Here is a 24,707-nt window from a genome sequence, read left to right on the forward strand (position 1 = left end):
CGGCATCCGGCGGAGACCTCTGGCCGCGACTGGCCGCAGGGGTTTGCCCACCCGGAAAGGATCTCGGTGACCGGGTGCGGAGGGTCAGTGGCGGGGCGCGTTCCGGGACCGGACGACCTTGGGCGCGCGCCGCAGCCGCGCCTCCCAGCAGGGCCGGTGCCAGTGCCGCCGGTCGTCGGCGCCGCCGCGGTCCGCGGGCCAGGCGACGACGTGCCCGACGCCGGGCGGGATCAGCTGGTCGCACCCGGGGCAGCGGTAGGACTTGGCCGCGTTCGCTCCGGCGACCGACCGGACGTGCCACTCGCCGTCCGGCGCGTCCTCGGTCTCGTCCGTCCAGGACGGGCCGCCCCCGCGCCGCTCCGGCGCGTTGCGGCGGTTCTTGCGGGGGCTCATGACCTCAAGGATAGGGGCGGACGCGGGCGGGGACGGCCCCGCCCGCGCCGTGTCAGCGGAAGGTGAGACCCAGGTCCCACTGCTCGCGGAGCCGGTCGGCGACGCCGGGGTTGGCCTCGTCGGGGTCGTATTCGAGCTGGTCCAGGGCGCGGCCGATGCCGAGCCGGTCGATGTCGGCGATCGGGCCGGTCGGGTAGCCGCAGCCGAGGGTCATGGCGGCGTCGATCGCGTCGGCGTCGGCGTACCCGGCATCCAGCATGGCGACGGCGTCGTTGAGGTACGGGAAGCGCAGCGCGTCCACGATGAACCCGCGGCGGGCGCGGCAGCGGACAGGGGTGAGGCCGAGGCGGGCGACCAGCTCGACGGCGCGGTCCGCCGCCTCGGACGGCGTGACCGGTGTGAGGCCGATCTCGACGAGCGGGCGGTCGGCCTCCGGCTTGTGCGCGGCGAGCGCGCCGCCGCCGGTGAGGCCGCCGTCGCCGAGGATCACCGCGCCGTCCTTCGCGCGGGCCTCGATGCCCGCCAGGTCGGCGTCCTCGCCGGACGCGACGACCAGGTCCGCGTCCTCGACCTCGGCGGTCGGGGCCCCGGCCTCGGACGCGGCGGCGGCGAACGCCTTCGACAGGTCGCCGTCGCCGACGACCGCGACGGACGGGAGCGGGTCCACCTCCGCGGCAGCGGCGGGCGCGTCCGCCGACCCGGACGCGGCGGGAGCGCCGTCGCCGTAGGGGTAGAAGCCGCGGCCGGTCTTGCGGCCGAGCAGCCCGGCGGTGACCAGCTCGCGCAGCACCGGCGCGGGCGCGTGCCGGCGGTCGCGGGTCTCGGCGTAGATCGCCTCCAGGACTTCGAGGCAGGTGTCCAGGCCGATCAGGTCCATGAGGGTGAACGGGCCCATCGGGAGGGCGCCGCCCGCGGTCATCGCGGTGTCGATGTCGTCCCGCGTGGCGTGCTTGGTCTCAAGCATGTACGCGGCGTCGTTGAGGTAGCCGAACAGCAGCCGGTTCGCGACGAACCCGGCGCGGTCCCCGATCACGACCGGGGTCTTGCCGAGGCCCTTGACCAGGGCGGCGACGCGGTCGACGGCGCCGTCCTCGGTGAGCACGGTGCCGATGACCTCGACCAGCTTCATGACCGGCGCGGGGTTGAAGAAGTGCACGCCGACGACCTTGGCCGGACGGCCCGTCGCGGCGGCGATCGCGGTCACCGACAGGGACGAGGTGTTGGTCGCGAGGATCGCGTCGTCCCGGACGACCTTGTCCAGCTCCGCGAAGACCTTGTGCTTGAGGTCCAGCCGCTCCGGCACGGCCTCGACCACGAGATCGCAGCCGGACAGGTCGCCGAAGTCGGTGGTCAGCTCGATCCGGTCGAGGATCTCGCGCTGCCCGTCCTCGGTCAGCCTGCCGCGCTTCACCGCCCGTCCGGTGGACTTCTCCAGGTGCCCGCGGCCGCGCTCCAGCGCGTCCCGGTTGATCTCGACGCCCACGACGGCCAGGCCGCCGCGCGCCAAGACCTCCGCGATGCCCGCGCCCATGGTGCCGAGACCGACGACTCCGACCCTGCTGAACGAACCCTCACTCATGGACGGCAGTGTCCCAGAAGCCGCAAGGGGTGTATGACGGGGGCGTGCGCTTCGGTGTGTTCCTCCTCGCCGCCCGCTTCCCGGGCGGGTCCGACGCGGACGCCCTGGACCGGACCGTGGCGGCGGCCGTCGCGGCCGAGGACGCGGGGTTCGACGACGTCTGGATCGCCGAGCACCACTTCATGGGGTACGGGGTCGTCCCGTCGGCGGTGACGCTGGCCGGGCATGTGCTCGGTCTCACCCGGCGCGTCCACGTGGGGACGGCGGTGAGCGTGCTGCCGAACCAGCATCCGGTGGCGCTCGCCGAGCAGGCCGCGCTGCTGTCGCTGGTCTCGGGCGGCCGGTTCCGGCTGGGGGTGGGGCGCGGCGGCCCCTGGCGCGATCTGGAGGTCTTCGGGACGGGCCTGTCCCGCTTCGAGGACGGCTTCCCCGAGTCGCTCGACCTCCTGCTGGCCTGGCTCCGCTCGGAGCGGCTCGGCTGGGACGGGAAGCACTTCGCGTTCCGGGAGGTCCCGGTCGTCCCGCGGGCGCGCGAGCTGCCGCCGGTCGTGGTCGCCTGCACGTCCCCGGGGACCGAGCGCGTCGCGGCCGAGCGCGGCCTTCCGATGCTGCTGGGCATGCACGTCGGCGATGACGAGAAGGTCGCGGCGCTGGCCCGGCACGGCAACCTGTACCTGCCGCACGTCTCGGCCCATCTCGTCCAGGTCGCGGACTCGCGCGCGGAGGCCGAGGCGACCCTGATGCGCGAGATGCCGCGCTGGCTCTCCCCCGGCCTGGACGGCTACGTCACCGTGGACGACCGTCCCCGGCCGCCGCGGGACGACGCGTCCTACGTGCGGAGGCTCTGCCGCATCCACCCGATCGGCACCCCGGCGGACTGCGTCGCCGCGATCACCCGCACCTACCGGCGCACCAACATCCGGCACATGATCTTCCTCGTGGAGGCCGCCGGAACCCGGGAGGCCACCCTCGCCAACATCGCCCGGATCGGCGCCGAGGTCCTCCCCCGCCTCCGAACCGGAGCCGGGGCCCTACCGCCCCTCAAGAGCGGCGCCGAGCCCCCTCCGCCGCTCGGGAGCGGCACCGAGGCCCCTACGGGACCCGGGAGCGGCGCCGAGGGCCGTCCGGGACCTGGGAGCAGCGCCGAGGGCCGTCCGCGGGCCGGGGACGGCGAAGGGCCGGGCCCGCAGGGCGGACCCGGCCCGTAGCGCTGATCAGCAGTCGCGCAGCTCCGGCGACTGGTTCAGGATCTGCTCGCGCGGTGTCACGAACCGCCGGTAGGCCGCGGAGTCCCCGTCCGGGAACACCGCTACGCGGTGGCAGTTCTGGAACGCGAGCCGGACCCCGAAATGGCGTTCCAGCGAGCCGCGCATGGCGTCGCTGGCGAGCACCCGGAGCAGCTGCCCCCGGGCCTTCTCGTCCGGCGGCGGGGTGAGGTTGTCGGCGAACTCCCCGCCGTCCACCTGGAGCCTGGCCACCAGGCCGCTGATCATGTCCCAGGCGTACGGCAGGGACGTCCTGATGCACTCGACGAACGCGGCGTCGTCCACGTCGCCGTCGTTCGCCGTCCTGAGCAGTTCGGGAGACACGTCGAGAGACATCGCGGGATGGTCCTTTCACCCGGAGTGGTGAGCACCCACCCGCGACGCTAGATCCGACTCCTCCCGATTTCCAGCCTTGACAGGCGCGGGTCAGCACGCGCGGGCGGTGTGCCGCCGCCGGGGCCGCCACGGCGCGGCCGTCACCGGCTCGGCCTGCTTCCGCTCCCGGATCCGCCTGGCCTCGGCCGCCGTCCGCTCCGCCGCCGCGAACTCGCGCATCTCCCGAGCCCGCTCCCGCATCACGGCGTACATGATGTCGTTGTGGAACATCCGAACCCTCCTCCAGCGCCGGACCGCCTGGCCCGACAACCAAGAGACTCGCCCTAAGCCCCCTGGCAGGGCATCGGAACAACGCCCTAAGTCCCTCCCCCGGACGCCTTAGCCGGACGGTTCGGGCGCGGGGACGGCGGCGGGTCACTAAGCTCGGCGGACGTGCGTCTCGTTATCGCCCGGTGCAGCGTCGACTACGCCGGCAAGCTCACCGCCCACCTGCCCTCCGCCGTCCGGCTGATCATGGTCAAGGCCGACGGAAGCGTGTCCATCCACGCCGACGACCGCGCCTACAAGCCGCTGAACTGGATGAACCCGCCCTGCACGCTCCGCGAGGAGGCGCACGAGGAGAACGGGGCCGTGGCGCGCTGGACGGTCACCCACAGCAAGTCCGGCGAGCGGCTGATCCTCACGATCGAGGAGGTGCTGCTCGACCACGGGCACGAGCTGGGCCCCGACCCCGGCCTGGTCAAGGACGGCGTCGAGGCGCACCTCCAGGAGCTGCTCGCCGAGCACATCTCCACGCTCGGGGACGGCTACTCGCTCGTCCGGCGCGAGTACCCGACCGCGATCGGCCCGGTGGACATCCTGTGCCGGGACGCGGGCGGCGCGACGGTCGCGGTGGAGATCAAGCGGCGCGGCGAGATCGACGGGGTGGAGCAGCTCACCCGGTACCTGGAGCTGCTGAACCGGGACCCGCTGCTCGCGCCGGTGCGCGGGGTGTTCGCGGCGCAGGAGATCAAGCCGCAGGCGCGGGTGCTCGCCGCCGACCGCGGGATCGACTGCGTGACGCTCGACTACGACGCGCTGCGCGGCATCGAGCACGAGGGCACGTTGTTCTGAGCCATCATGTGCTCATGAACGCTCACGCCGACGGCACCTTCGAGATCGACGCCTGGGACGACGAGAAGCCCTTCGACGAGCGGGGCGCCCGGAAGCTGACCAAGGTCCGGGTGCGCAAGACCTTCCACGGCGACCTGGTCGGGACGAGCGTCACCGACCTGATCACGGTGGAGACCGAGGCCGGGCCCGCGGCGTACGTGGGCGTGGAGACGGTGGAGGGCATCCTGCACGGCCGGGAGGGCTCGTTCGTCCTGCAGCACAGCGCGGGCAGTGACGACGGGACGCAGTGGCTGCGCTGGCTGGTCGTCCCGACGTCCGGCACCGGGGAGCTGAAGGGCATCCGCGGCGAGGGCCGCATCACCGCCCTCCCGGACGGCTCGCACACCTGGGAGCTGGACTACTCGCTCGACTGACCCGGCGACCGCTCGACCGACCGCGACAGCTCGACCGACCGGCGACCGCTCAGCTGACCGCGACCGCTCGCTCAACCGCGACCGCTCGCCCGACCGACCGCCGGGCCGAGGCCGTACGCTTCGGGCATGCCCCCTGGGAGTCCGGCGGCCGCGGCCGAACGCGCGCGCGAGCGGATCATCGACGCCGCCGAGGAGTGCTTCCGCCGGTTCGGCGTCGCCAAGACCACGGTGGAGGACATCGCGGCCGCGGCCGGGCTGTCCCGCGCGACGGTGTACCGGGCGGTGACCGGCGGCCGGGACGAGCTGATCCTCGCCGTGGTGCTGCGCAGCCTGCGCCGGTTCCTGGACGTCCTGGCCGAGCGCCTCGCCGCCGAGCGCTCGGTGCCGGACGCGATCGTCGAGGGCACGCTGTCGGCGGTCGCGTTCGTCCGGGCGGAGCCGACGATCGCGCGGCTGCTGGTGCCGGAGGCGGCCGGGCACATGCAGGCGGCCGTCGCGGGCGCGGCGGAGCAGGTGCTCGCGCTGTGCGCCGACTACGTCCGGCCGTACTTCGAGGCGGCGCAGCGGGAGCGGCTCGTCCGCGCGGAGATCGACGTCGAGGGCGCGGTCGAGTTCCTGTTCCGGCTGATCACGTCCCTGATCGTGATGGACCGGGACCGCGGCGAGGACGCGACCCGCGCGTTCCTGCACACCTTCGCCGTCCCCGCTATCGCCGCGTCCTGAGCGGCGGTCGAGCGGCGGAGCGGCGGTCGAGCGGCGGCAGGGGGGCGGCAGCGGCCCTGACGCGGGGCATACGCCGGACGCGATAGCGTCGGAGCCGTCCGGGGACGGCCTGGGGGGAGGACGGCGAGGGAATGGGCTCGGTGCACCACATGCGGGGCCGGGGCGCGGTACGGCCGAGCCCGGTGTTCCTGGTGATCTGCGCGGCCACCGTGCTGTGCGGGCTGCTGGCGTGGCGGTACGGCTCGATCACGATGACCGTGTCGGGGCTGCACGTGCCGCGGCCCGCCCGCCTCGCGGTGTTCGGGTTCGTGATCGCGGGCTGGGTGCTCTCGCTGTGCCTGCACGAGTTCGGGCACGCCTACCTGGCCTACCGGGCGGGCGACCACAGCGTCGCGACGCGCGGCTACCTGACGCTGAACCCGGCCAAGTACACCGACCCGATCCTGAGCTTCGCGATCCCGGTGCTGTTCATCCTGCTCGGCGGGATCGGGCTGCCCGGCGGCGCGGTGTGGATCGACCGGTCGCTCATCCACGGGAAGTGGCGGCACAGCCTGGTCTCGGCGGCCGGGCCGCTGAGCAACGTGCTGCTCGCGATCATGCTGGCCGTGCTGTACCGGAACTTCGCGCACGGCGAGCACGGCATCTTCTGGTCGGGGGTCGCGTTCCTGGCGTTCCTCCAGGTCACCGCGGCACTGCTGAACCTGCTGCCGATCCCCGGGCTGGACGGCTTCGGCATCGTCGAGCCGTGGCTGCCGCCGCGCTGGGTGAACCAGGTGAGCGCCTACGGCGGCTACATGTTCCTGCTGGTCATCGCGCTGCTGTGGGTCGGGCCGATCAACCGGGCGTTCTTCTCGCTGGTCACGCACATCACCAACACCTTCGGCCTGGACGAGCCGATCATCCAGATCGGGCACGCGGTGTTCCAGTTCTGGAAGACGCTGAACTTCTAACCGGCGTCCTCTGAACTTCTAGCCGGCGTCCTTCCCGGCGCGGTCGGCGGCCAGATGGCTGACGATGCGGCGCAGCTGGGCGGCGTAGCGGGCGCGGAACTCGGGTGAGTCCGCGTCCAGCCCGTACACGTACCGGACAACGTGCGGCAGCGTGGCCGGGAGCGACACCGCGGCCATCAGCAGCAGCATCACCGCCTCGGGTTCGAGGTCCTCGGCGATCTCACCCTCGGCCTTGCGGCGGACGAGGTCGGACATGTCCTCGCGCTCGTCCGGCATCTCGGCGTAGTCGCCGGACAGGCCGACCCAGCAGTTGATGCGGGTGGCGCGCGGCTCCTCGAACGCCCGCTCCAGGTACCGGACGGCCAGCTCGGGCAGCGGGACGTCCGGGGTGGCGAACTCGGCCTCCCGCTCGCGCCACGCCTCCCCGATCGCCGCGTAGAGCCCGGCCTTGCCGCCGAAGTAGTAGCTGATCAGCTGCTTGTTCAGCCCGGCGCGGTCGGCGATGTCCTGGACGCGCGCGCCCGCGTAGCCCTTGGCGGCGAACTCGTCGAGCGCCGCGTCCAGCAGGAGCCGCTTGGAGCGCTCGGCGTCGAGCTTGCGCTCCCCCGCCCGCGGCGCCCGCCGCCGACCCCGCTGCCCACCGCCCCGCGCGCCGCCCTGCCCGTTGGCAGGCGCGCCTTCCTCCGCGCCGCCCTGCTCGCCGGCGGGCGCGCGGTCCCGCGCGCCGACCTGCTCGCTCGCCTGGGCGTTCTCGCCGTCCGTCATGGCGGCCATGGTACCCGGAACCTTCATCCATCCGGTTGGTTGACAAGTTCATCCGTTCGGTTGAAGATGAGGGCGCACCCAACGAGCGAGAAGAGAATCCGCATGTTCCTGATCACCGGAGCCACCGGCAACGTCGGCCGCCACCTCGTCGCCGAGCTGGCCACCGCGGGCCACAAGGTCCGCGCGCTCACCCGCGATCCCGCCTCGGCCCGGCTGCCCGCCGGGGTCGAGGTCGCCGCGACCGCCGACCTCCCCCTGGACGGCGTCTCCGCGGTGTTCGTCAACCCGGCCGTCTTCTACACCGGGTTCGGCGACCTGCTCGACCGTTGCCGCGAGCACGGCGTCCGGCGCGTCGTGATGCTGTCGTCCCTGGCCGCCGCGGACCCCGACGAGGGCAACTCGATCGGGCGGCACCACCTGGTCAAGGAGCAGGAGATCGAGGCGTCCGGGCTGGAGTGGTCGTTCCCGCGGCCCGGCGCGTTCGCGACCAACGTGCTCTCGTGGGCCGGGCAGATCCGCGAGACCGGCGTCGTGCGCGGCCCGTACGCGCAGGCCGAGATGTCGCCGATCCACGAGCGCGACATCGCGGCCGTCTGCGCCCTCGCGCTGACCAGGGACGACCTGGTCGGCGAGCGCCCGCTGCTGACCGGCCCCGAGTCGCTGACGTTCGCCGACCAGGCCCGCATCATCGGCGAGGCCATCGGCAAGGACGTGCGCTACGAGGAGCAGACGCCCGAGGAGGCGCGCGCCGACATGCTCCAGAACCCGCACATGCCGCCCGCGATCGCCGACACGCTCCTCGACCTGTGGGCCGGGGCCGTCGGCCGCACCGCCCCGGTCTTCCCCGACGTCGAGCGCATCACCGGGCGCCCCGCGCGCACCTTCGCCGAGTGGGCCGCCGACAACGCCGACCTCTTCGCCTAAGCCCTAAGCCCAGCCTCGGCAGGTTCTCTGGCCGGTTCCCGTTCTCGGGAGCCGGCCTCAGCCGTTCCTGGGGCCTCAGCCGTTCCTGGGGCCTCAGCCGTCCTTGGGGTCGCGCTTGGCCAGCTCTTCGAGGACCCACTCGTACCAGTCGCGCCGCATGGCCATGAAGCGCTTGCCGTACTCCATCGCGAGGCGGCCGTAGAACGACAGGTTCTCGTCGCCCCAGTCGATGGCGCCTTCCAGCTCGCCCAGGTCCGCGAGCCGCTTCTCCAGCGCGGCGGACTGCTCGCGGACGAACGCGGCGCCCTCGTCCGGCGAGACCTGGCCGAGGAAGAACAGCCGCAGCAGCACCTCGTCCCGCCGGACGAACTTGGGCGGGACGTCCAGCAGCCAGCGCCGCAGCTCGGCGCGGCCCGCGTCCGTCGCGCGGTACTCCTTGCGGCCGCGCGGGCCCTCGCTCGCGACCTCGATGAACCCGTCCGCGGTGAGCTTGTTCAGCTCGCCGTAGAGCTGGCTCTGCGTCGCCTGCCAGACGTTGCCCATCGTGATCTCGAACATCTTGAGCAGGTCGTATCCGCTGGCGCCGTCCATCTCGACGAGCAACCCCAGCGCGGCGTGTCGAAGGCTCATATTCCTGAGCATACACGTCGGAGTTGACATGTCAGAAGTGGAAGGTCTACTTTCGACCTGTCACCACAGACACATCCCCCCGAGCCGGAAGGCGAACCCGCGATGCTGAAGTACTACGGACTGACGTTCCTGCCCTGGATCATCCTGGCCGTCGTCAGCGGCTCGAACCCGCAGGCCGGAGCGGCCGCCGGCCTCGCGGCGGCGCTCGCGCTGCTGGCCGCGGACGTGCGGCGCGGGCTCCGCTGGGACGGCCTGCTCCTGGAGATCTCCACCGCGGTCTTCCTCGCCGCCTTCACCGTCCTGGTCTTCATGGCGCCGCACGCGGCGGCCGTCCACTACGGCGCCTCGCTGTCGATCGGCTGGCTCGCGCTGACCGCGTGGGGCACGATCGCCGCCGGGGTCCCGTTCACCGAGGGCATCGCGCGCCGCCAGGTGTCCGCGGAGATCGCCGCGACCGCGCTGTTCCACCGCATCGCCGTCGTCCTGACGTCGGCCTGGGCCGCCGCGTTCACCGTCTCGGCCACCTGCCTTGGCCTCGTCCAGCACTTCGCGCCGCACCAGACCGGCCTGCTGGTCGCCGTCAAGGTCGCCTGCTTCGCCGCCCCGGCCTGGTTCACCCGCTGGTACCCCGAGGTGGCGCGCAAGCGGTACTTCGCGCAGCACAACATCGAGCGGGCCGCCGCCTGATACCGCACACAGCCCCTCCCGGACACCACACGCAGCCCCCCCGGACACTGCACACAGCCCCCCCCGGACACCACCCACGCGACCAGGAGGAGCACGCCATGGAGAGCTGGCTCGACGGCCACCGCGCCCCCGTCCCGGACGAGACGACCGCCCACGACCTCCCCGTCAAGGGCGTCCTGCCCGCCGAGCTCACCGGCCGCTACCTGCGCAACGGCCCGAACCCGAAGCCGGGCGAGCCGAGCGCGCACTGGTTCACCGGGCACGGCATGGTGCACGGGATCCGGCTGCGGGACGGCCGCGCCGAGTGGTACCGCAACCGCTGGGTCCGGACGAGCCGGTTCACCGAGGGCGCCCGCTACCTCCGCGACGACCTCTCGCTCGACCTCACCGCCGTCGCCGCCAACACGCACGTGATCGCGCACGACGGGACCGTCTACGCGCTGGTCGAGAACGGCCTGCCGCACGCGCTGACGCCCGATCTGGACACGGTCGGCCCCTGCGACTTCGGCGGACGGCTCACCACCGCCATGACGGCCCATCCGAAACGCGACCCGCACACGGGTGACCTGCTGTTCTTCGGCTATGGCGCCGTCCCGCCCTACCTGACCTACCACCGACTCTCGGCGGACGGGCGGCACCTGGAGAGCCGCGAGGTCGCGGTCGCGGGGCCGACGATGATGCACGACTTCGCGATCACCGACCGGTACGTGGTCTGGCTCGACCTGCCGATGGTGTTCGACATGGACCTGCTCGGCCGCGGCATGCCCTACCGCTGGGACGGCTCCTACGGCGCGCGCATCGGCGTCATGCCGCGCGAAGGCGCGACGCGCGCCGTGCGCTGGTTCGACGTCGACCCCTGCTACGTCTTCCACGTCGGCAACGCCCACGAGGACGACCAGGGACGCGTCGTCCTGACCGGCGTCCGCTATGACGAGGCCGAAATCGCGTCCTTGTGGTCGGATATCGGAGGCGCGCCGTCCGCCGCCAAGGCTCCTTCGGAAGCGTCCGTTGCGCCTTACCTGCACCGCTGGACGTTCGACCTCGCCACCGGGCGCGTGCACGAGGAGAAGCTGGACGACCTGGCTGTGGAGTTCCCCACCCTGGACGACGACCGCGTAGGCCGCGCGAACCGCTACCTCTACACCGTCACCAAGGCGGCCGTGGTGAAGCACGACCTGCTGACCGGTTCCGCTACGTCCCACCAGATGGACGGCCACGTGGGCGAGGCGGTTTTCGTCCCCGCGGAAGGCCGCCGGGACGAGGACGACGGGTGGCTGCTGACGATCGAGACCCACCTGGACGGGGCCGCGCTGGTCGTGCTGGCGGCCGGCGACCTGTCCGAGACCGCGCGGGTGATCCTGCCCCGGCGCGTCCCGGTGGGGTTCCACGGGAGCTGGATCCCGGACGGCGTCGTAAGGTGATTTACTAGCCGGTACGCAGGCAAGTGGTCACTTACACGGTTGAGCAGCCCGGAGGCCCCGATGACCGTCGCCACGGAAAGCAGCACGTTCCCGTCGCTGAACCCGGCCACCGGTGAGGTGGTCGCCGAACACCCCGTGCAGGACGCCGCGGCCGTCGCCGAGGCGGTCGCCAAGGCCCGCGACGCCGCCGACTGGTGGGGCGGGCTCGGCTGGAAGGAGCGGCGCGTCCGGCTGCTGAACGCCAAGGGCGCGCTCACCCGCAACCTGAACCGGATGGCCGAGCTCATCCACCAGGAGACCGGCAAGACCCTGCAGGACGCCCAGCTCGAAACGATCATGGCGATCTCGCACCTGGACTGGGCCGCCCGGCACGCCGCCAAGGTGCTCGGCCCGCGCACGGTGTTCCCCGGCGTGATGTCGCTGAACCAGAAGGCCGTCCTGGAGTACCAGCCGCTCGGCGTGGTCGGCGTCATCGGCCCGTGGAACTACCCGATCTTCACCCCGATGGGCTCGATCGCCTACGCGCTCGCCGCCGGGAACGCCGTGGTGTTCAAGCCGTCCGAGTTCACCCCCGGCGTCGGGGTGCTGCTCGCCGAGCTGTTCGCCAACGTGATCCCCGAGCGCCCGGTCTTCCAGGTCGTCACCGGCCTCGGCGAGACCGGCGCGGCGCTCGCGTCCTCCCCCGGTGTCAACAAGATCGCGTTCACCGGGTCCGGCCGGACGGCCAAGAAGGTCATGGCCGCGTGCGCCGGGAACCTCACCCCGATCGTCGCCGAGTGCGGCGGCAAGGACGCCTGCATCGTCGACGCCGACGCCGACCTGGAGGCCGCCGCCGACTCCGCGCTGTGGGGCGCGATGGCCAACGCGGGCCAGACCTGCATCGGCGTCGAGCGCGTCTACGTCGTGGACGAGGCGTACGACGCGTTCCTCGGCAAGCTCACCGAGCGCGCCGCCACGCTCCGCCCGGGCTTCGACCGCGAGGCCGCCTACGGCCCGATCACCATGCCGTCCCAGCTCGACATCATCGAGCGGCACATCAAGGACGCGCTGGACAAGGGCGGCAAGGCGGTCGTCGGCGGGCCCGAGTCCGTCCGCAAGCCGTACGTCGAGCCGGTCGTGCTGACCGACGTCCCGGACGACTCGGCCGCGGTCTGCGAGGAGACCTTCGGCCCGACGATCACCGTGCACCGCGTCCGCGACCTGGACGAGGCGGTCGAGAAGGCCAACGCCACCGGCTACGGCCTGGCCGGCTCGATCTTCTCCAAGAACAAGGGCCGCGCCATGGAGGCCGCGCGCCGGATGCGCTCCGGCATGACGTCGGTGAACTCCTTCGCCGCGTTCGCGCTGGTCGCGGCGCTGCCGTTCGGCGGTGTCGGCGAGTCCGGCTTCGGCCGCATCCACGGCGCGGACGGCCTGCGCGAGTTCGCCCGCCCGAAGGCCATCACCCGGCAGCGCTTCGCCCTGCCGATGAACCTCACGTCCTTCGACCGCACCGAGAAGCAGATGGCGCAGGTCATCCAGCTCGTCACCATGCTCCACGGCAAGCGCTACAAGCGCTGACCGCACGCAGAAGACCCCGGCCCGCACTCGCGGGCCGGGGTCTTCTGCGTTCCGCGGGCCAAGGTCGTTGCGTTCTGCGAGCCGGGCCTTCGCGTTCCGGTCAGTAGTTGGGGTTGTTGGTGGTCGGGATCTGGATGCTGATCGGGAGCTTGCCGGAGGAGAGGTACAGCAGGGCGCCCAGCCGGAGCATCTCGTCGAAGGCCCAGTACGCCTTCTGCAGGACGCCGGGCGCGTGCTCCATCGAGAGGAGCCCCTCGCGGACCTGGATGAACGGCTCCCAGGCGATCTGGAACACCGGGTCCCAGAACGGGTCCTTGGGGATGTTCAGCCAGCCGGCGATCTGGTCGCCGAGCACGTAGCGGGTCAGGGACCCGAGGACCGGCTTGGTGAGCAGCCCGCCGTCGAGCGACGAGCCGAGGTTGAGCAGGATGTCGGCGAGCTTCACACCCTCGGGCGTCGGCGCCAGGACGGGGGTGAGGACCTGCTCGGCCTGCGCGTTCGCCTCGTCCCACGAGGACGGGATGTACTCGTCCTTGATGCCGAGCATGTGCGCCGCGACCTGCCAGGAGTGCAGGAACGCCGCGGACTCGGCGGGCGCGATCGGCACCTTCCACTTGACCAGCTCGCGCATCACGGTCGTCGGGAGGCTGTGCCAGGTGACCATCATGTCGCGCTGGCTGATCGGGACCTTCTCGTCCGCGACCTTCGTCCAGTACGGCGACTTCGGCAGCAGGTGCCGGACGCCCGCGTGCGCGAGCCGCGTCTTGACGCAGGTGACGATCATCTCGCCGTCGGGCTTGTAGGCGTTGGACGTCCCGATGTCGTAGCCGAGCTTCGCGGTCTTGGTGATGCGGTCGCGCATGTCGGCGCCGCCCTTGGAGTAGTACACCGCGCGCGCCTCGTGCGGGATCACCGTGCTCATCATGCCGCTGGCGAAGCCGTAGGTGACGCCGAGGTAGAGGCCGCGCTTCTCGTTGAAGTTCACCGCCGTGGCGAGCTTGCCCTGGTCGGCCCAGGACGGCAGCTGCCGCGCCTTCTCCATGAACGCGCGCAGGTCGGCGGGGAGGCCGTCCGGGAGGGGCTGGCCGTTCTTGGTCCAGGTCCGCAGCAGGTCGTTGACCTTGGGGACGTCGCCCCGGTCGAGCAGGGACGCGACGAGGGTGTCGGCCTCCTCGTCCCACACCCACCGGGGGTCGTCACCGGCCCCGCTTCCGGCCACCGAGCCCTTCGGCGACCACGTCCACAGCGGGCTCGCCTTCGCCGGGACGGCGACGCCGAGCGCGCCCACCGCGCCCAGCGCCCCGCCCGTGACCAGCACGTTCCGCCTGCTGGGTCTGTCCATCCTGCGCTCCTCCTCGACCCCCGAGCGGTGGGATTGATACGATGAAACACAGAACGCTTCTGCGTATCATCGCTCACCGGACATGACAGCACAGCCGGTCGGCGCCCACAAGGCCCAGATCCGGCAGCCGTGGGGCAGAATCGAGCCGGGAGGAGCCCATGGAACCCGTACGGCCCTTCCCCGGGACGGCGCCGGGGCCGGAGTCGCTGCTCGAACGCGCCTTCACCGACGCGGTCGAGGGTGTGGACGACGTGGACGAGACCCGCGCGCGCATCCTGCGGGCCGCCTACGACCAGTTCTGCCGGATGGGCATCCAGCGCTCCACGATGGAGGACGTGGCGCGCCGCGCGGGCGTCTCGCGGATCACGGTGTACCGCCGGTTCGCCACCAAGGACGCGTTGGTCGAGCAGGTCGTCCGGCAGGAGTTCCGGCGCTACTTCGACGAGTTCCTGGTCGACATCCGGCACGCGGAGACCGCCGCCGACCGGGTGGTGCTGGGCTTCGTGAGCGCGCTGCGCGCGATCCGCCGCAACCCCCTGATCGGCGGGCTGATGGAGACCGAGCCGGACCTGCTCGTCCCGTCGATGGTCAACGACGGCGGGCAGACCGTCGCGACCGTCCGGCGCTTCGTCGCGGGGCAGCTCCGGCAGGAGCGGGAGGCGGGCAACGTGCCCGCCTGCCTGGACGCCGACATGGTCGCGGAGATGATGGTCCGCATCTCGGCGTCGTTCCTGGCCATCCCGAGCGAGCTGGTCGACCTCGACGACGAGGAGCAGGTGGCGGCACTGGCACGCCGCTTCCTCGTCCCCATGCTGGAGTCCTCCTAGCGGCCGATGCTGGAGGCTTCCCAGCGGCCCGTGCTGGAGGCGTCCTAGCGGCCCGTGCCGGAGGTCTCCTAGCCGCCGAGGGGCTTCCGTCGCAGGGTGATGGTGCGCCGGGTGATGCGCCAACCTTGCGGGCCGCGCTGCACGACGTCCTCGTAGACGGCGCTTCCCGCCCGTCCGTCGGCGTGGATGGCGATGGCCTTCGAGCGCGCGTGCACCTCGTCCTCGCCCGCCTCCTTCAGGACGACGTTGGTGACGTGGTGGCCGACCGGGTTGCCGTCGCCGAGCCGTTCGGCGGCGTCCTTCATCCCGGCGACGCCGTGCAGCACGCCGAAACCCGCGTCGGAGACGTCGTAGACGACGTCCTCGGCGAAGACCTCGCGCATGCGGTCGAGCTCGCCGTCGTCGGAGAGATGGCCGTGCATGGAGATCAGGTCGGTGATCGCCGTGCGGTCGTCCGCTGTCAGTGGCATGTCGCGCTCCTTAACCGGGGAACTCCCCACTTTTACCGCTACGCTACGGAGGACGCCGCCGATCCACAAGGGGTTCGCCCATGCCCGCCCGCCGCCAGCCGCGCGCCGACGCCGCGCGCAACGCCGCACGCCTGCTCGCGGCGGCCCGGGAGCTGCTCACCGAGCGCGGCCCGGACGTGCCGCTGGACGAGATCGCCAAGCACGCCGGGGTCGGCAACGCGACCCTGTACCGGAACTTCCCGACCCGCGAGGACCTGCTCGTCGCCGTCTACACGGATGAAGTCGAGGCGCTGCGGCGACGCGGCGAGGAGCTGGCCGCGTCCCCGTCCGGCGCGGAGTCGGCGGTGCCGGCGGGTGAGGCGCTGTACCTCTGGCTGGACGAGTTCGTCGACCACGTCGCGACCAAGCGCGACCTCGCCCTGGCGATCACCGAGACCCCGGACGGGCGCCGCTCGGCCCTGTTCCGCGAGTGGCACACCACCCTGAACGAGACCGCCGACCTGCTGGCGTCCCGGGCGCGCCGGGCCGGGACGCTCCGCGCCGACATCTCGACCGTGGAGCTGATGGCACTGGTCAGCGGGAGCGCCATGACCGCCGGAGACGTCGGCACCGCGCGGCGGCTGCTCCGCTTCGTCCGGGACGGCCTGGAACCCCGCCGGGACGGGCCTACGCCGAAGCGGGGGTGAAGGCGCGCAGGAAGGTGTCCACGGCCTCGCGGGCGGCGGTCCGCACCTCGTCCGGGGTGAGGGCGCGGGTGCCCTGGCGGGTGCGCTTGGCGATCGGGGCCGTGAGCAGGGCGGAGAACTGCTCGGCGGCCAGCTCGGGATCGGTCATGGCCAGGCGGCCCGCGAGGGCGAGCCGCGCCAGCCGGTCGGCGAGGGTGCGCATGACGCGGTCCGCGCCGTTGGTCTGGGAGATGTCGAGCAGGTCGGGGAACTGGTGCTGCTCGGCGAGCAGCAGGCGGCGCAGCGCCCAGGAGTCGCCGTCGCAGTAGCAGTCCAGCAGCCGGACCGCGACGCCCTCAAGCAGCTCGCGCAGGTCGCCGCCGGTGTCGGCGAGCGCCTCCAGCGCGTCCAGGTTCGCGGCGACGGCCCGCTCGGTGCGGGCGAGGAAGGCGGCGCGCAGCAGCGTCTCCTTGTCGCCGAAGTGGTTGTAGACGGTGGCCTTGGCGACGCCCGCCTCCGCGGCGATGACGTCCACGCCCGCCTGCGCGTAGCCCTCGCGGGCGAACACCGCGAACGCCGCGTCCAGGATGGCCTGCCGCTTGTCGATGCGTCCGCGCGCGGCCGTCCCCGCGTGCGCGCTCGCCGTGCCCGTCATGCCGCGCAGCATACCGGGGCCCGCGCCGACTTGGACTCGCGCGTCTAGTTATCCAGCCCACATTGTTCAATACTTGCCGGACTCCTAAGTTGGACTCACTGGTCTACTTGAGGAGACTGATGAATACAGAATCGTTCGATCCGGCCCTGCGGCGGCTGATCGCCGTCGTGCTGCTCGGCGGGATCATGGGCATCCTCGACTCGACGATGGTGTCGGCCGCGGCGCACCGGCTCGTCGGCGAGTTCGGCACCACGCTCAGCGCCGCCGGCTGGACCTCCACGGCCTATCTGCTGGCGCTCACCGTGACCGTCCCGGTGACCGGCTGGGCGGCCGGACGGTTCGGCGCGCGCCGCCCCTGGCTCGCCGGCCTGGTGCTGTTCACCGCCGCCTCGCTCGCCTGCGCGCTCGCCACGGGCCTCGGCGAGCTGGTGGCGTTCCGGGTCCTCCAGGGCGTGGGCGCGGGCATCCTGGACCCGCTCGTGCTGGTGCTGCTCGCGCGCGGCGCCGGACCCGCGCGCGCCGGACGCGTGATGGGCCTGATGGGCGTCGTGCTGTCGTTCGGCCCGGTGCTCGGCCCGGTCGTCGGCGGCCTCGTCCTGGACAGCCTCGGCTGGCGCTGGATGTTCCTGATCAACCTGCCGATCGGCGTGCTCGCCTTCGCCCTGGCCCTCCGCATCGTCCCGGACGACACCCCCGCCACCTCGTCCGGAGCCTCTTCGGACGCGTCTCGTCCGGCGGTTTCGGGGCGGCCGGATCTGCTCGGCTTGGCGCTGCTCGGACCGGGGTTCGCCGCGCTGCTCTACGGGCTGTCGCGGATCGCGGCGAACGGCGGCGCCGCCGAGGCCGGGATACCGTTCGCCGCCGGGGCCGTCCTGCTCGGCGGGTACGCGGTGCGGGCGCTGACCGCGCGGCGCACGGCGCCCCTGGTCGACCTGCGGATGTTCGCGCGGCTGCCCTTCAGCACGAGCGTGGGCGTCCTCAGCGTGGCGGGCGTCGTGACGTTCGGGTCGCTGTTCCTGCTGCCGCTCTACTACCAGCAGGCGCACGGGCACGGCACGTTCGCGGCGGGGCTGCTGGTCGCGCCGATCGGCCTCGGCAGCGCGCTGGCGATGCCGGTCGCCGGACGGCTCTCCGACCGCCTCGGCTCGCGCGTCCTGTCCGGGCTCGGCGGGCTGCTCGCCACCGCGTCCGCCCTGCCGCTGGCCTGGCTCGGCTCCGGCGCGGCGTCCGAGGCGGGCGCCGCGGTGGCGGGCCTCGTGCTCGGGCTCGCGCTCGGGTTCCTGACCGCTCCGGCGATGGGCGCGCTCTACCGGACGCTGCCTCCCGAGCAGGTCGCGCAGGGCAGCACCGTCCTGTACATGCTCAACCAGCTCGGCGGATCGCTCGGCATCGCCGCGATGGCCGTGATCATGCAGCGCTCGTCCGGGCCGGTCCCGGGCCTGCACGGAGGCGCCTGGCTGCTCACCGCCGCGCTGGCGGCCGCCGCCCTCGCCGCCGCAGCCCTACTCCCCGGACGCCCCTCCCCCTCCCCCGCCCCCGCGGGCGCCGCATCAGACCAGGAGGCGCCTCAGCCGATCTGACATCCGGCAACGGTCAAGAACGTTCGGCGACGGTCAGGAAGATGAGCGCGGACGCCAGGAACGGGCCGGAAAGGTCCGGCTCGGCGTCCACGTACCCGGCGCGGACGGCTCGGGCGAAGTTCCGCCGGACGCCCAGGATCCGCTCCGCGGTCTCGACGTCGCGGAACACCGCGGCGTGCGCCTCGACCGTGACGACGTCCAGCCCGGCCTCGGCACAGAGGCGCGCGAGGGACCGTCCGATCGTCGCGTTCCGGACGACCTCGGTCGTCACGAACCGCGCGAGCCCGCGGCCGGCCGCGGGGTCGGGGGTGTCCACCAGGAGGGCGTCCCAGTCGGGCTCGGCGAGGACGACGCGTCCGCCCGGACGCAGCACGCGGCGGATCTCGGCGAGCGCCCGCGCCGGGTCCGCGACGTGCTGGAGCACCCGGTCGGTGTGCGCGCGATCGGCGCCGGCGTCGTCCAGCGGGAGTTCGTGCAGGTCACCGTGGCGCAGCGTGACCCAGGGGCGGCCGGCCGTCCGGTCGCGGGCGGTCGCGAGCATCGCGTCGTCCCGGTCGATGCCGACGACCGTGCCGTCCGCGCCCACGGCGTCGGCCAGCGCGGCAAGGTCGGTGCCCGGACCGCAGCCGAGGTCCACCGCGTCCATGCCGGGCCCCAGATCGAGCAGGTCGACCGCGCGCTGCTTGTAGGTGCGGCCGGGCACGCTCGCGGCCACGCCGTCCAGGTAAGGGACGGTCATTTCTGCCTCCTTGGGACGGCACGGAACCCGACTCAGACCCCTTGGATAATACGCGCCGCGTACTAGGGCGCCCCTAGGACCCCCGAATAAGGCTTCATCCCCATGTGGCGGGAGGGGTCTTACGACGAATCTATAGATGTCGGCAGGGAACCCGGTCGACGGACAAGAGGAGTCAGGACATGTACCACCACTCGTTCGCCCAGGGCATCGCCACGCAGCGCGTATCGGCCCGCCGCTCCGAGGCCAAGGCCGCGCGCCGCGCCGCCAAGGCCAAGGCCAAGGCGCGCCAGCGGTGACCCCCGCGACCAGGCGGCGGCCGGGGAGACCCGCAGAAGGCTGTCGCATCGAGAAAAGGCCCTCGCCACCGGGAAGGTGGCGAGGGCCTCTCGCATTACAGCGCCCAGACGTACGCCGCGCGGCCTTACGAACGACGCGCGGCCTTACGGCGGCTTACACGGACGCGGGGGTGAGCGGGTCGCGGCCCCGGATGAGGTCGGCGGCGCGTTCCGCCACGGCGATCGTCGGGGCGTTGGTGTTGCCGCGCGGCACGGACGGCATGACCGACGCGTCCACCACCCGCAGGCCCTCGACCCCGCGCACCCGCAACTCCGTGTCGCACACCGACGACTCGTCCCCGCCCATCGCGCACGTGCTGGTCGGGTGGAACAGCGTCGCCGCCTCGCGCCGGACGAACGCGGCGAGGTCCTCGTCCGACACGGCCTGCTCGCCGGGCGCGAACTCGCCCGCGACCAGCGATGCGAGCGGTCCCGTCGCGGCGATCTCGCGGGCCTGCCGGACGCCCGCGACCAGGATGTCCAGGTCGGCCTTGTCCGCCAGGTAGGCCGGGTCGATCAGCGGCTTGGCGTGCGGCGACGCCGAGCGCAGCGTGAGCGCGCCGCGGCTCGCGATCGCGACGGCCGTGACCATCACCGACAGCAGCCGCTGCGTCGGCTCGACGAGGCCCTGGTTCTCGAACGGCGTCGGCAGCACGTGGTACTGGACGTCCGGCGCGGGCAGGCCGTCCACCGTCCGCGCGAACCCACCGCACTCGGCCACGTTGGACGCGTACGGACCGCGCCCGAACGCCCGCCACTGCGCGAACGTCGCCGGGCTCGGCAGCTCCCACAGGCCCTTCACGCGCGGCGTGGAGAACATGACGTTCACGAACGGGTGGTCCTGGAGGCCCTGCCCGACGGGCGCGTCCACGACGACGTCGATGCCGTGCTCGCGCAGGTGGTCGGCCGGCCCGATACCGGACAGCATCAGCAGCTGCGGGCTGTTGACCGCGCCGCCCGACAGGATGACCTCGCCCTCCGCGCGCGCTGTCACGGTCTCGCCGCGCGCCTCGTAGGTCACGCCGGTGGCCCGCCCCTCCTCGATGACGACGCCGGTGACCAGCGCGTCCGTCACCACGGTCAGGTTCGGACGGTCCATGACCGGGTGCAGGTACCCGACCGCCGTCGAGCACCGCTTACCCCGCTTGTGCGTGACCTGGTAGTAGCCGACGCCGTCCGGCTCGGCGCCGTTGAAGTCGCCGTTCTCCGCGAGCCCGGCGGCCTTCGCCGACTTCACCCAGGCGTGCGACAGCTTGTGCGTGTAGCGCCGGTCCTCCACATGCAGCGGGCCGCCGACGCCGTGGTACTCCGACTCGCCGCGCGCCTGGTCCTCGGCGCGCCGGAAGTAGGGCAGCAGGTCGGCGTACCCCCAGCCGTCGCAGCCGAACGAGTCGCGCCAGGTGTCGTAGTCGTACCGGTGCCCGCGGATGTAGATCATCGCGTTGGTCGAGGACGACCCGCCGAGCGTCCGGCCGCGCGGCCAGTACACGCTGCGCCCGGCCGCGTGCTCCTGCGGGACGGTGTCGTAGTCCCAGTCGAACGGCCCCTTGATCAGGGACGCCACCGCCGCCGGGATGTGGATCTCCACCGCGTCGTCCGGCGGGCCGGCCTCCAGCAGCAGCACCCGCGTCCCGGGGTCCTCGCTCAGCCGGCGGGCGAGCACGCAGCCCGCGCTGCCGGCACCGACGATGATGTGGTCGTACGTCACAGCCGCCTCCGCGCCAGGGGGTCACACCGGTCAAGGTAAGTGAGAACCTACAGAACCAGACTCGGGGGGCCGCTGGATAGGCTCGGCGCCATGGCGAAGAACAGGGAGACCCCCGTCGTGCTGTCGCGGATCTACACGCGGACGGGTGACGACGGCACCACCGCGCTCGGGGACATGTCCCGCACCTCCAAGACCGACCCGCGGCTCGCCGCCTACGCCGACGTGGACGAGGCGAACGCCGCGATCGGCGTCGCCGTCACGATGGGCGGGCTGCGCGAGGACGTCGCGGCCGCGCTGGTCCGCGTCCAGAACGACCTGTTCGACGTCGGCGCCGACCTGTGCGCGCCCGTCGTCCCGGACCCGGAGTACCCGCCGCTGCGCGTCGACCCGTCCTACATCGAGCGGCTTGAGGCGGCCTGCGACGAGTTCAACGCCGACCTGGCGCCGCTGCGCAGCTTCATCCTCCCCGGCGGGACGCCCGGCGGCGCGCTCCTGCACGTCGCCCGCACGGTGACCCGGCGCGCCGAGCGCACCGCCTGGGCCGCGATCGAGGCTCACGGCACCGCCCCGCTGGACGAGTCGGGCCGTCCGGCCGAGGACGCGGCCGAGAACGGGGTCAACCCACTCACCGCGAAGTACCTCAACCGCCTGTCGGACCTGCTGTTCATCCTCGGCCGCGTCGCGAACGCCGAGCACGGCGACGTCCTGTGGAAGCCGGGCGGCGAGCGCTGACCCCGCGGGCCGGGGGTGGGGTTAACTCCACCCCCGACTCTGAAGCCCCCCACCTGGTGGTTCACCGCCGCACTTCGGAAGGATCGAGGCATTCGCCCCACCGACCGAAGGAAGGCGCATGAGCCTCGCCGCCAAGATCGTCCCCGTCAGCGCGCTGCTGGCCGTCGTCCCGCTGTCGGCCTGCGGCGTCGGGATCGACACGGCCGGCACGCAGGACGAGCAGCAGACCTACACCGTCCCCGGCAGGCTCACCGGCCTGAAGGTCACCGGGCACACCGGCGACATCGAGATCATCGGCGCGGACGTCTCCGCCGTCACCGTCGTCGAGCGGATGCGCTTCACCAAGAACGGCCGCCCGAAGGTGAGCCACAGCGTCGCGAACGGCACGCTGCAGGCGTCCTACTCCTGCCCGAACTCGATCTCCCTCACCGGCCACACCTGCCAGGTGGACTACCGCGTCACCGTGCCGCGGGCGCTCGCCGCCGAGGTCCGCACCGACACCGGCGGCGTCACCCTGACCGGCCTCACCGGCAACGTCACCGCCCGCGCCAACACCGGCACGATCACCGGCAGCGCGCTGCGCCCCGCCGCGTCCGGCACGGTCCGGGCCCGCACCGACACCGGCAGCGTCCGCCTCACCTTCGCCTCCGCGCCCGCCTCGGTCGACGCGAACGCCAACACCGGCCAGATCAAGATCCTGCTCCCCACGTCCCAGCGCTACGCCGTCACCGCCGACAGCAACACCGGTCGCACCCGCGTGTCCCTCCCCACCAGCCCCAACGCTCCCCACACCATCAAGGCCCACACCGACACCGGCGACCTCACCGTAGCCCCGGCCTAGAACAAAGCCCGGTTCCGGCGCGCAGAGCGCGCCGGAACCGGGCGTAAGGATGGCCACCGCTACGGGGTCATTCGACCCACCCGCGGAACTTTGAGGCCCCGCGGAGGGCAGCCCGACCAGACGCAGACGGGCGTTCCGCTCCGCAAAGCGCCACCAGCGCGAGCGCGTTACCCACCGTGCGGGACGACGCCGGAGGCGAGCCCCGCACGGTTGATCGCGAAGCGATGCAGCGCTCGCACGAGCATCCGGGCCGCGCCCCGAGCCGCCAGGCGAGGGGTGCGGAGCCGGGGCGAGCGCCACCAGCGCGAACGCGTTACCCACCGTGCGGGACGACGCCGGAGGCGAGCCCCGCACGGTTGATCGCGAAGCGATGCAGCGCTCGCACGAGCATCCGGGCCGCGCCCCGAGCCGCTAGGCGAGGGGTGCGGAGCCGGGGCTCATCGAATAAGGCCGCCGCGGTAGAGGGGGGCCGTGGGGGCGGGCTTGGCGAGGGTGCGGGCTCGGAGGGTCTGGCCGTTCACCGGGAGGGTGGACTTGGCGAAGGTCTGGACGGCGAACGCGACACCGTCGGCGTTGGTGTCGAGCAGGTTCCAGTTGATGTTGGTGATGCGGTCGCACTTGGAGTGGTAGCAGGCGTCGTACGGCTGGCCCGCCTTGCCGCCGAAGAGCTTGGCCTCCTCGGCGGTCTTGATGCCCTCGGCGCCGGTGTCGATGCCGCCCGCCGGGATGCCCGCCTCAAGGAAGGGGCCGTAGTCGGAGCGGCCGTTGAAGTCGCTCGGGACGGTCGGCAGCTTCCGCTTGGCGTAGTAGTCGTTCAGGACCTTCTGGATCGCGGCCGAGCCGTGCGGGGCCGTCGGGTCCGAGCCGTTGTAGACGCCGCGGACGCCGTTCGGGGACGCGGTCATGTCGAAGTTCAGGTTGAGCGCGATCTTCGACTTCTGCGCCGCGGTCAGCGAGGAGACGTAGTGCTCGGAGCCGAGCAGGCCCTCCTCCTCGGCGCCCCACCAGGCGAAGCGGATCTTGTTCTTCAGGCCCTTCTTGCCCAGCTTGTTCGCGTTCTGGGCGATGGCCAGGATGGTGGAGGTGCCCGAGCCGTTGTCGTTGATGCCGGACCCGGCCTCGACGCTGTCCAGGTGCGCGCCGACGACCACGACGTTGTCGCCGCTGCCGTACTTGGTCTCCGCGATGACGTTGTTCGCGGTGCGCTTCTCGTTCAGCGTGTCGGTCTTGATGTGCAGCTTCAGGCCGCCCGCGTTCGCGAGCTTCACCAGCTCGGAGCCGAGCTTGTAGGTCGGGCCGATGGCCGGGATCGTGACCGGACCGCCGAGCGTGCCGCCCACCGGGCTGTCCGCGACGGTCGGCTTCTGGTAGATGACCACCGCGACCGCGCCCGCCGCCTTGGCGTTGGCCGTCTTGGTCGCGAAGTCGCAGCCGCCGCGCTGGATCAGCGCGATCGCGCCCTTCGGGAAGGACGCGAAGTCGGCCGTCTGGCAGCCGGAGTCGCCGTCGGTGTTCGCGGCCGGGGTGTCCACGGCCGCGGCGGCCGCGGTCACGTCGCCGCTTCCGGAGTACTGGTAGGTGCTGAAGTCGGTGCCGTTCTTGTAGTCGGCCGTCCCGGGCGCGACCTGGCCGAACGCGGCCGGGGACTTCTCGTGGAAGTAGTCGAACTCGAAGTTCTGGACGGTCGGCTTGTACCCGGCCTTCTTCAGCTGGGCGACCACGTACTTGGTCGAGACCGTGAAGCCGGCCTGGCCCGCGGCCCGGTTGCCGCCGTTGTAGTCGGCGATGGTCTGGAGGTTCTCCAGGTGCCGCTTGATGTCCTTGACGGTCACCAGCTTCGCCAGGTCGGGCGAGGCAGAGGCCGCATGGGCGGACGGCACCGACAGCGCGGTGGCGGTGAGCGCCGCGGCAGCGCCGATGGCGAACTTGCGCACATGTACTCCCGAGGGGGAACGAACAGAAGTGGCAAGATCATGGACGAAACCGGACTACTACGACAAGTGTCGCCGCCAGATTTGGCCAACCTGAGACATTCCCGACCGATCTGGTCGGGA

Annotated in this window: 26 protein-coding genes; 14 read left to right on the top strand and 12 right to left on the bottom strand. The window is 72.4% G+C overall.

Annotated elements, in window-relative coordinates; all coding sequences use genetic code 11:
* Positions 1 to 84: 84 nt before the first annotated feature.
* Positions 85 to 393: an Rv1322 family protein gene (locus FHU30_RS01450; protein WP_253870467.1), complete on the bottom strand. Its 309-nt coding sequence runs from the start codon at positions 391 to 393 to the stop codon at positions 85 to 87.
* Positions 394 to 445: 52 nt separating this feature from the next.
* A complete protein-coding gene (locus FHU30_RS01455; RefSeq protein ID WP_253870469.1) occupies positions 446 to 1,972 on the bottom strand; it encodes a 3-hydroxyacyl-CoA dehydrogenase family protein in 1,527 nt (508 codons plus the stop codon).
* 44 nt (positions 1,973 to 2,016) lie between these two features.
* Here FHU30_RS01455 and FHU30_RS01460 point away from each other — a divergent pair, with 44 nt between their 5' ends.
* Positions 2,017 to 3,180, top strand: a complete 1,164-nt coding sequence (locus FHU30_RS01460) for an LLM class flavin-dependent oxidoreductase (protein WP_253870471.1) — start codon at positions 2,017 to 2,019, stop codon at positions 3,178 to 3,180.
* 6 nt (positions 3,181 to 3,186) lie between these two features.
* Here FHU30_RS01460 and FHU30_RS01465 read toward each other — a convergent pair whose 3' ends face one another.
* Positions 3,187 to 3,573: an SCO5389 family protein gene (locus FHU30_RS01465; RefSeq protein WP_253870473.1), complete on the bottom strand. Its 387-nt coding sequence runs from the start codon at positions 3,571 to 3,573 to the stop codon at positions 3,187 to 3,189.
* Positions 3,574 to 3,663: 90 nt separating this feature from the next.
* Positions 3,664 to 3,843: a hypothetical protein gene (locus FHU30_RS01470; protein WP_253870475.1), complete on the bottom strand. Its 180-nt coding sequence runs from the start codon at positions 3,841 to 3,843 to the stop codon at positions 3,664 to 3,666.
* 162 nt (positions 3,844 to 4,005) lie between these two features.
* On the opposite strand from FHU30_RS01470, the gene nucS reads away from it, so the two are divergent.
* From nucS to FHU30_RS01490, 4 genes are all read left to right on the top strand, one after another.
* Entirely contained in the window at positions 4,006 to 4,686 is a 681-nt protein-coding gene (nucS, locus tag FHU30_RS01475) for an endonuclease NucS (RefSeq protein WP_253870477.1), read from the top strand.
* A gap of 14 nt (positions 4,687 to 4,700) precedes the next feature.
* The gene (locus tag FHU30_RS01480) at positions 4,701 to 5,099 is read left to right on the top strand and encodes a DUF3224 domain-containing protein (protein ID WP_253870503.1); all 399 of its coding nucleotides are present in this window, start codon (positions 4,701 to 4,703) and stop codon (positions 5,097 to 5,099) included.
* 126 nt (positions 5,100 to 5,225) lie between these two features.
* Positions 5,226 to 5,822 (top strand): TetR/AcrR family transcriptional regulator, encoded by a 597-nt coding sequence (locus FHU30_RS01485; protein WP_253870505.1) that lies wholly within the window; start codon positions 5,226 to 5,228, stop codon positions 5,820 to 5,822.
* A gap of 149 nt (positions 5,823 to 5,971) precedes the next feature.
* Positions 5,972 to 6,772, top strand: coding sequence for a site-2 protease family protein (locus FHU30_RS01490; RefSeq protein WP_253871855.1), 801 nt, complete (start codon positions 5,972 to 5,974; stop codon positions 6,770 to 6,772).
* Between the two features lie 18 nt (positions 6,773 to 6,790).
* Here FHU30_RS01490 and FHU30_RS01495 read toward each other — a convergent pair whose 3' ends face one another.
* Positions 6,791 to 7,537 (bottom strand): TetR family transcriptional regulator, encoded by a 747-nt coding sequence (locus tag FHU30_RS01495; protein WP_253870507.1) that lies wholly within the window; start codon positions 7,535 to 7,537, stop codon positions 6,791 to 6,793.
* Between the two features lie 102 nt (positions 7,538 to 7,639).
* On the opposite strand from FHU30_RS01495, the gene FHU30_RS01500 reads away from it, so the two are divergent.
* Positions 7,640 to 8,461, top strand: coding sequence for an NAD(P)H-binding protein (locus FHU30_RS01500; RefSeq protein WP_253870509.1), 822 nt, complete (start codon positions 7,640 to 7,642; stop codon positions 8,459 to 8,461).
* 93 nt (positions 8,462 to 8,554) lie between these two features.
* Here the strand turns inward: FHU30_RS01500 and FHU30_RS01505 are convergent, their stop codons facing one another.
* Positions 8,555 to 9,091: a PadR family transcriptional regulator gene (locus FHU30_RS01505; RefSeq protein WP_253870511.1), complete on the bottom strand. Its 537-nt coding sequence runs from the start codon at positions 9,089 to 9,091 to the stop codon at positions 8,555 to 8,557.
* 102 nt (positions 9,092 to 9,193) lie between these two features.
* On the opposite strand from FHU30_RS01505, the gene FHU30_RS01510 reads away from it, so the two are divergent.
* The 3 genes from FHU30_RS01510 (at position 9,194) to FHU30_RS01520 (ending at position 12,759) form a co-directional block, all read left to right on the top strand.
* A complete protein-coding gene (locus FHU30_RS01510; protein ID WP_253870515.1) occupies positions 9,194 to 9,778 on the top strand; it encodes a hypothetical protein in 585 nt (194 codons plus the stop codon).
* 98 nt (positions 9,779 to 9,876) lie between these two features.
* The gene (locus FHU30_RS01515) at positions 9,877 to 11,199 is read left to right on the top strand and encodes a carotenoid oxygenase family protein (protein ID WP_253870516.1); all 1,323 of its coding nucleotides are present in this window, start codon (positions 9,877 to 9,879) and stop codon (positions 11,197 to 11,199) included.
* 60 nt (positions 11,200 to 11,259) lie between these two features.
* Positions 11,260 to 12,759, top strand: a complete 1,500-nt coding sequence (locus tag FHU30_RS01520) for an aldehyde dehydrogenase family protein (RefSeq protein ID WP_253870518.1) — start codon at positions 11,260 to 11,262, stop codon at positions 12,757 to 12,759.
* A 100-nt stretch (positions 12,760 to 12,859) separates the two neighbouring features.
* Here FHU30_RS01520 and FHU30_RS01525 read toward each other — a convergent pair whose 3' ends face one another.
* Positions 12,860 to 14,101: an oxygenase MpaB family protein gene (locus FHU30_RS01525; protein WP_253870520.1), complete on the bottom strand. Its 1,242-nt coding sequence runs from the start codon at positions 14,099 to 14,101 to the stop codon at positions 12,860 to 12,862.
* Between the two features lie 158 nt (positions 14,102 to 14,259).
* Between FHU30_RS01525 and FHU30_RS01530 the strand changes: the two genes are divergently transcribed.
* The gene (locus FHU30_RS01530; protein WP_253870522.1) at positions 14,260 to 14,928 is read left to right on the top strand and encodes a TetR/AcrR family transcriptional regulator; all 669 of its coding nucleotides are present in this window, start codon (positions 14,260 to 14,262) and stop codon (positions 14,926 to 14,928) included.
* A 68-nt stretch (positions 14,929 to 14,996) separates the two neighbouring features.
* Here FHU30_RS01530 and FHU30_RS01535 read toward each other — a convergent pair whose 3' ends face one another.
* The gene (locus FHU30_RS01535; protein WP_253870524.1) at positions 14,997 to 15,398 is read right to left on the bottom strand and encodes a nuclear transport factor 2 family protein; all 402 of its coding nucleotides are present in this window, start codon (positions 15,396 to 15,398) and stop codon (positions 14,997 to 14,999) included.
* Between the two features lie 80 nt (positions 15,399 to 15,478).
* On the opposite strand from FHU30_RS01535, the gene FHU30_RS01540 reads away from it, so the two are divergent.
* On the top strand, positions 15,479 to 16,084 hold the full coding sequence (locus tag FHU30_RS01540) for a TetR/AcrR family transcriptional regulator (protein WP_253870526.1): 606 nt from the start codon (positions 15,479 to 15,481) through the stop codon (positions 16,082 to 16,084).
* Here the strand turns inward: FHU30_RS01540 and FHU30_RS01545 are convergent.
* The gene (locus FHU30_RS01545) at positions 16,065 to 16,718 is read right to left on the bottom strand and encodes a TetR/AcrR family transcriptional regulator (RefSeq protein ID WP_253870528.1); all 654 of its coding nucleotides are present in this window, start codon (positions 16,716 to 16,718) and stop codon (positions 16,065 to 16,067) included. The genes FHU30_RS01540 and FHU30_RS01545 overlap by 20 nt on opposite strands.
* A 119-nt stretch (positions 16,719 to 16,837) precedes the next feature.
* Between FHU30_RS01545 and FHU30_RS01550 the strand changes: the two genes are divergently transcribed.
* Positions 16,838 to 18,298, top strand: coding sequence for a DHA2 family efflux MFS transporter permease subunit (locus tag FHU30_RS01550; protein WP_253870537.1), 1,461 nt, complete (start codon positions 16,838 to 16,840; stop codon positions 18,296 to 18,298).
* Between the two features lie 13 nt (positions 18,299 to 18,311).
* Here FHU30_RS01550 and FHU30_RS01555 read toward each other — a convergent pair whose 3' ends face one another.
* Positions 18,312 to 19,037 (bottom strand): methyltransferase domain-containing protein, encoded by a 726-nt coding sequence (locus FHU30_RS01555; protein ID WP_253870539.1) that lies wholly within the window; start codon positions 19,035 to 19,037, stop codon positions 18,312 to 18,314.
* A gap of 450 nt (positions 19,038 to 19,487) precedes the next feature.
* Complete coding sequence (locus FHU30_RS46835; RefSeq protein ID WP_253870541.1) at positions 19,488 to 21,080, bottom strand: GMC family oxidoreductase; 1,593 nt, start codon at positions 21,078 to 21,080, stop codon at positions 19,488 to 19,490.
* A 90-nt stretch (positions 21,081 to 21,170) separates the two neighbouring features.
* On the opposite strand from FHU30_RS46835, the gene FHU30_RS01565 reads away from it, so the two are divergent.
* On the top strand, positions 21,171 to 21,812 hold the full coding sequence (locus FHU30_RS01565; RefSeq protein WP_253870544.1) for a cob(I)yrinic acid a,c-diamide adenosyltransferase: 642 nt from the start codon (positions 21,171 to 21,173) through the stop codon (positions 21,810 to 21,812).
* A 118-nt stretch (positions 21,813 to 21,930) separates the two neighbouring features.
* Positions 21,931 to 22,653 (top strand): DUF4097 family beta strand repeat-containing protein, encoded by a 723-nt coding sequence (locus FHU30_RS01570; protein WP_253870546.1) that lies wholly within the window; start codon positions 21,931 to 21,933, stop codon positions 22,651 to 22,653.
* A 437-nt stretch (positions 22,654 to 23,090) separates the two neighbouring features.
* On the opposite strand, the gene FHU30_RS01575 is transcribed toward FHU30_RS01570, so the two are convergent.
* Positions 23,091 to 24,587, bottom strand: a complete 1,497-nt coding sequence (locus FHU30_RS01575) for a M28 family peptidase (protein ID WP_253870548.1) — start codon at positions 24,585 to 24,587, stop codon at positions 23,091 to 23,093.
* Between the last annotated feature and the right edge of the window lie 120 nt (positions 24,588 to 24,707).

Origin of the sequence: Actinomadura rupiterrae (genome assembly GCF_024172125.1) — a bacterium.
Lineage (GTDB): Bacteria > Actinomycetota > Actinomycetes > Streptosporangiales > Streptosporangiaceae > Spirillospora > Spirillospora rupiterrae.

Bases quoted from the DNA above. Each gene is read 5' to 3' on its own strand.
- FHU30_RS01455 (WP_253870469.1), bottom strand. From the start codon at position 1,972: ATGAGTGAGGGTTCGTTCAGCAGGGTCGGAGTCGTCGGTCTCGGCACC.
- FHU30_RS01485 (WP_253870505.1), top strand. From the start codon at position 5,226: ATGCCCCCTGGGAGTCCGGCGGCCGCGGCCGAACGCGCGCGCGAGCGG.
- FHU30_RS01535 (WP_253870524.1), bottom strand. From the start codon at position 15,398: ATGCCACTGACAGCGGACGACCGCACGGCGATCACCGACCTGATCTCC.
- FHU30_RS01450 (WP_253870467.1), bottom strand. From the start codon at position 393: ATGAGCCCCCGCAAGAACCGCCGCAACGCGCCGGAGCGGCGCGGGGGC.
- FHU30_RS01530 (WP_253870522.1), top strand. From the start codon at position 14,260: ATGGAACCCGTACGGCCCTTCCCCGGGACGGCGCCGGGGCCGGAGTCG.
- FHU30_RS01490 (WP_253871855.1), top strand. From the start codon at position 5,972: ATGCGGGGCCGGGGCGCGGTACGGCCGAGCCCGGTGTTCCTGGTGATC.
- FHU30_RS01510 (WP_253870515.1), top strand. From the start codon at position 9,194: ATGCTGAAGTACTACGGACTGACGTTCCTGCCCTGGATCATCCTGGCC.
- FHU30_RS01480 (WP_253870503.1), top strand. From the start codon at position 4,701: ATGAACGCTCACGCCGACGGCACCTTCGAGATCGACGCCTGGGACGAC.
- FHU30_RS01520 (WP_253870518.1), top strand. From the start codon at position 11,260: ATGACCGTCGCCACGGAAAGCAGCACGTTCCCGTCGCTGAACCCGGCC.
- FHU30_RS01470 (WP_253870475.1), bottom strand. From the start codon at position 3,843: ATGTTCCACAACGACATCATGTACGCCGTGATGCGGGAGCGGGCTCGG.
- FHU30_RS01465 (WP_253870473.1), bottom strand. From the start codon at position 3,573: ATGTCTCTCGACGTGTCTCCCGAACTGCTCAGGACGGCGAACGACGGC.
- FHU30_RS01515 (WP_253870516.1), top strand. From the start codon at position 9,877: ATGGAGAGCTGGCTCGACGGCCACCGCGCCCCCGTCCCGGACGAGACG.
- FHU30_RS01525 (WP_253870520.1), bottom strand. From the start codon at position 14,101: ATGGACAGACCCAGCAGGCGGAACGTGCTGGTCACGGGCGGGGCGCTG.
- FHU30_RS01555 (WP_253870539.1), bottom strand. From the start codon at position 19,037: ATGACCGTCCCTTACCTGGACGGCGTGGCCGCGAGCGTGCCCGGCCGC.
- FHU30_RS01570 (WP_253870546.1), top strand. From the start codon at position 21,931: ATGAGCCTCGCCGCCAAGATCGTCCCCGTCAGCGCGCTGCTGGCCGTC.
- FHU30_RS01565 (WP_253870544.1), top strand. From the start codon at position 21,171: ATGGCGAAGAACAGGGAGACCCCCGTCGTGCTGTCGCGGATCTACACG.
- FHU30_RS01505 (WP_253870511.1), bottom strand. From the start codon at position 9,091: ATGAGCCTTCGACACGCCGCGCTGGGGTTGCTCGTCGAGATGGACGGC.
- FHU30_RS01540 (WP_253870526.1), top strand. From the start codon at position 15,479: ATGCCCGCCCGCCGCCAGCCGCGCGCCGACGCCGCGCGCAACGCCGCA.
- FHU30_RS01500 (WP_253870509.1), top strand. From the start codon at position 7,640: ATGTTCCTGATCACCGGAGCCACCGGCAACGTCGGCCGCCACCTCGTC.
- FHU30_RS01550 (WP_253870537.1), top strand. From the start codon at position 16,838: ATGAATACAGAATCGTTCGATCCGGCCCTGCGGCGGCTGATCGCCGTC.
- FHU30_RS01495 (WP_253870507.1), bottom strand. From the start codon at position 7,537: ATGACGGACGGCGAGAACGCCCAGGCGAGCGAGCAGGTCGGCGCGCGG.
- FHU30_RS01545 (WP_253870528.1), bottom strand. From the start codon at position 16,718: ATGACGGGCACGGCGAGCGCGCACGCGGGGACGGCCGCGCGCGGACGC.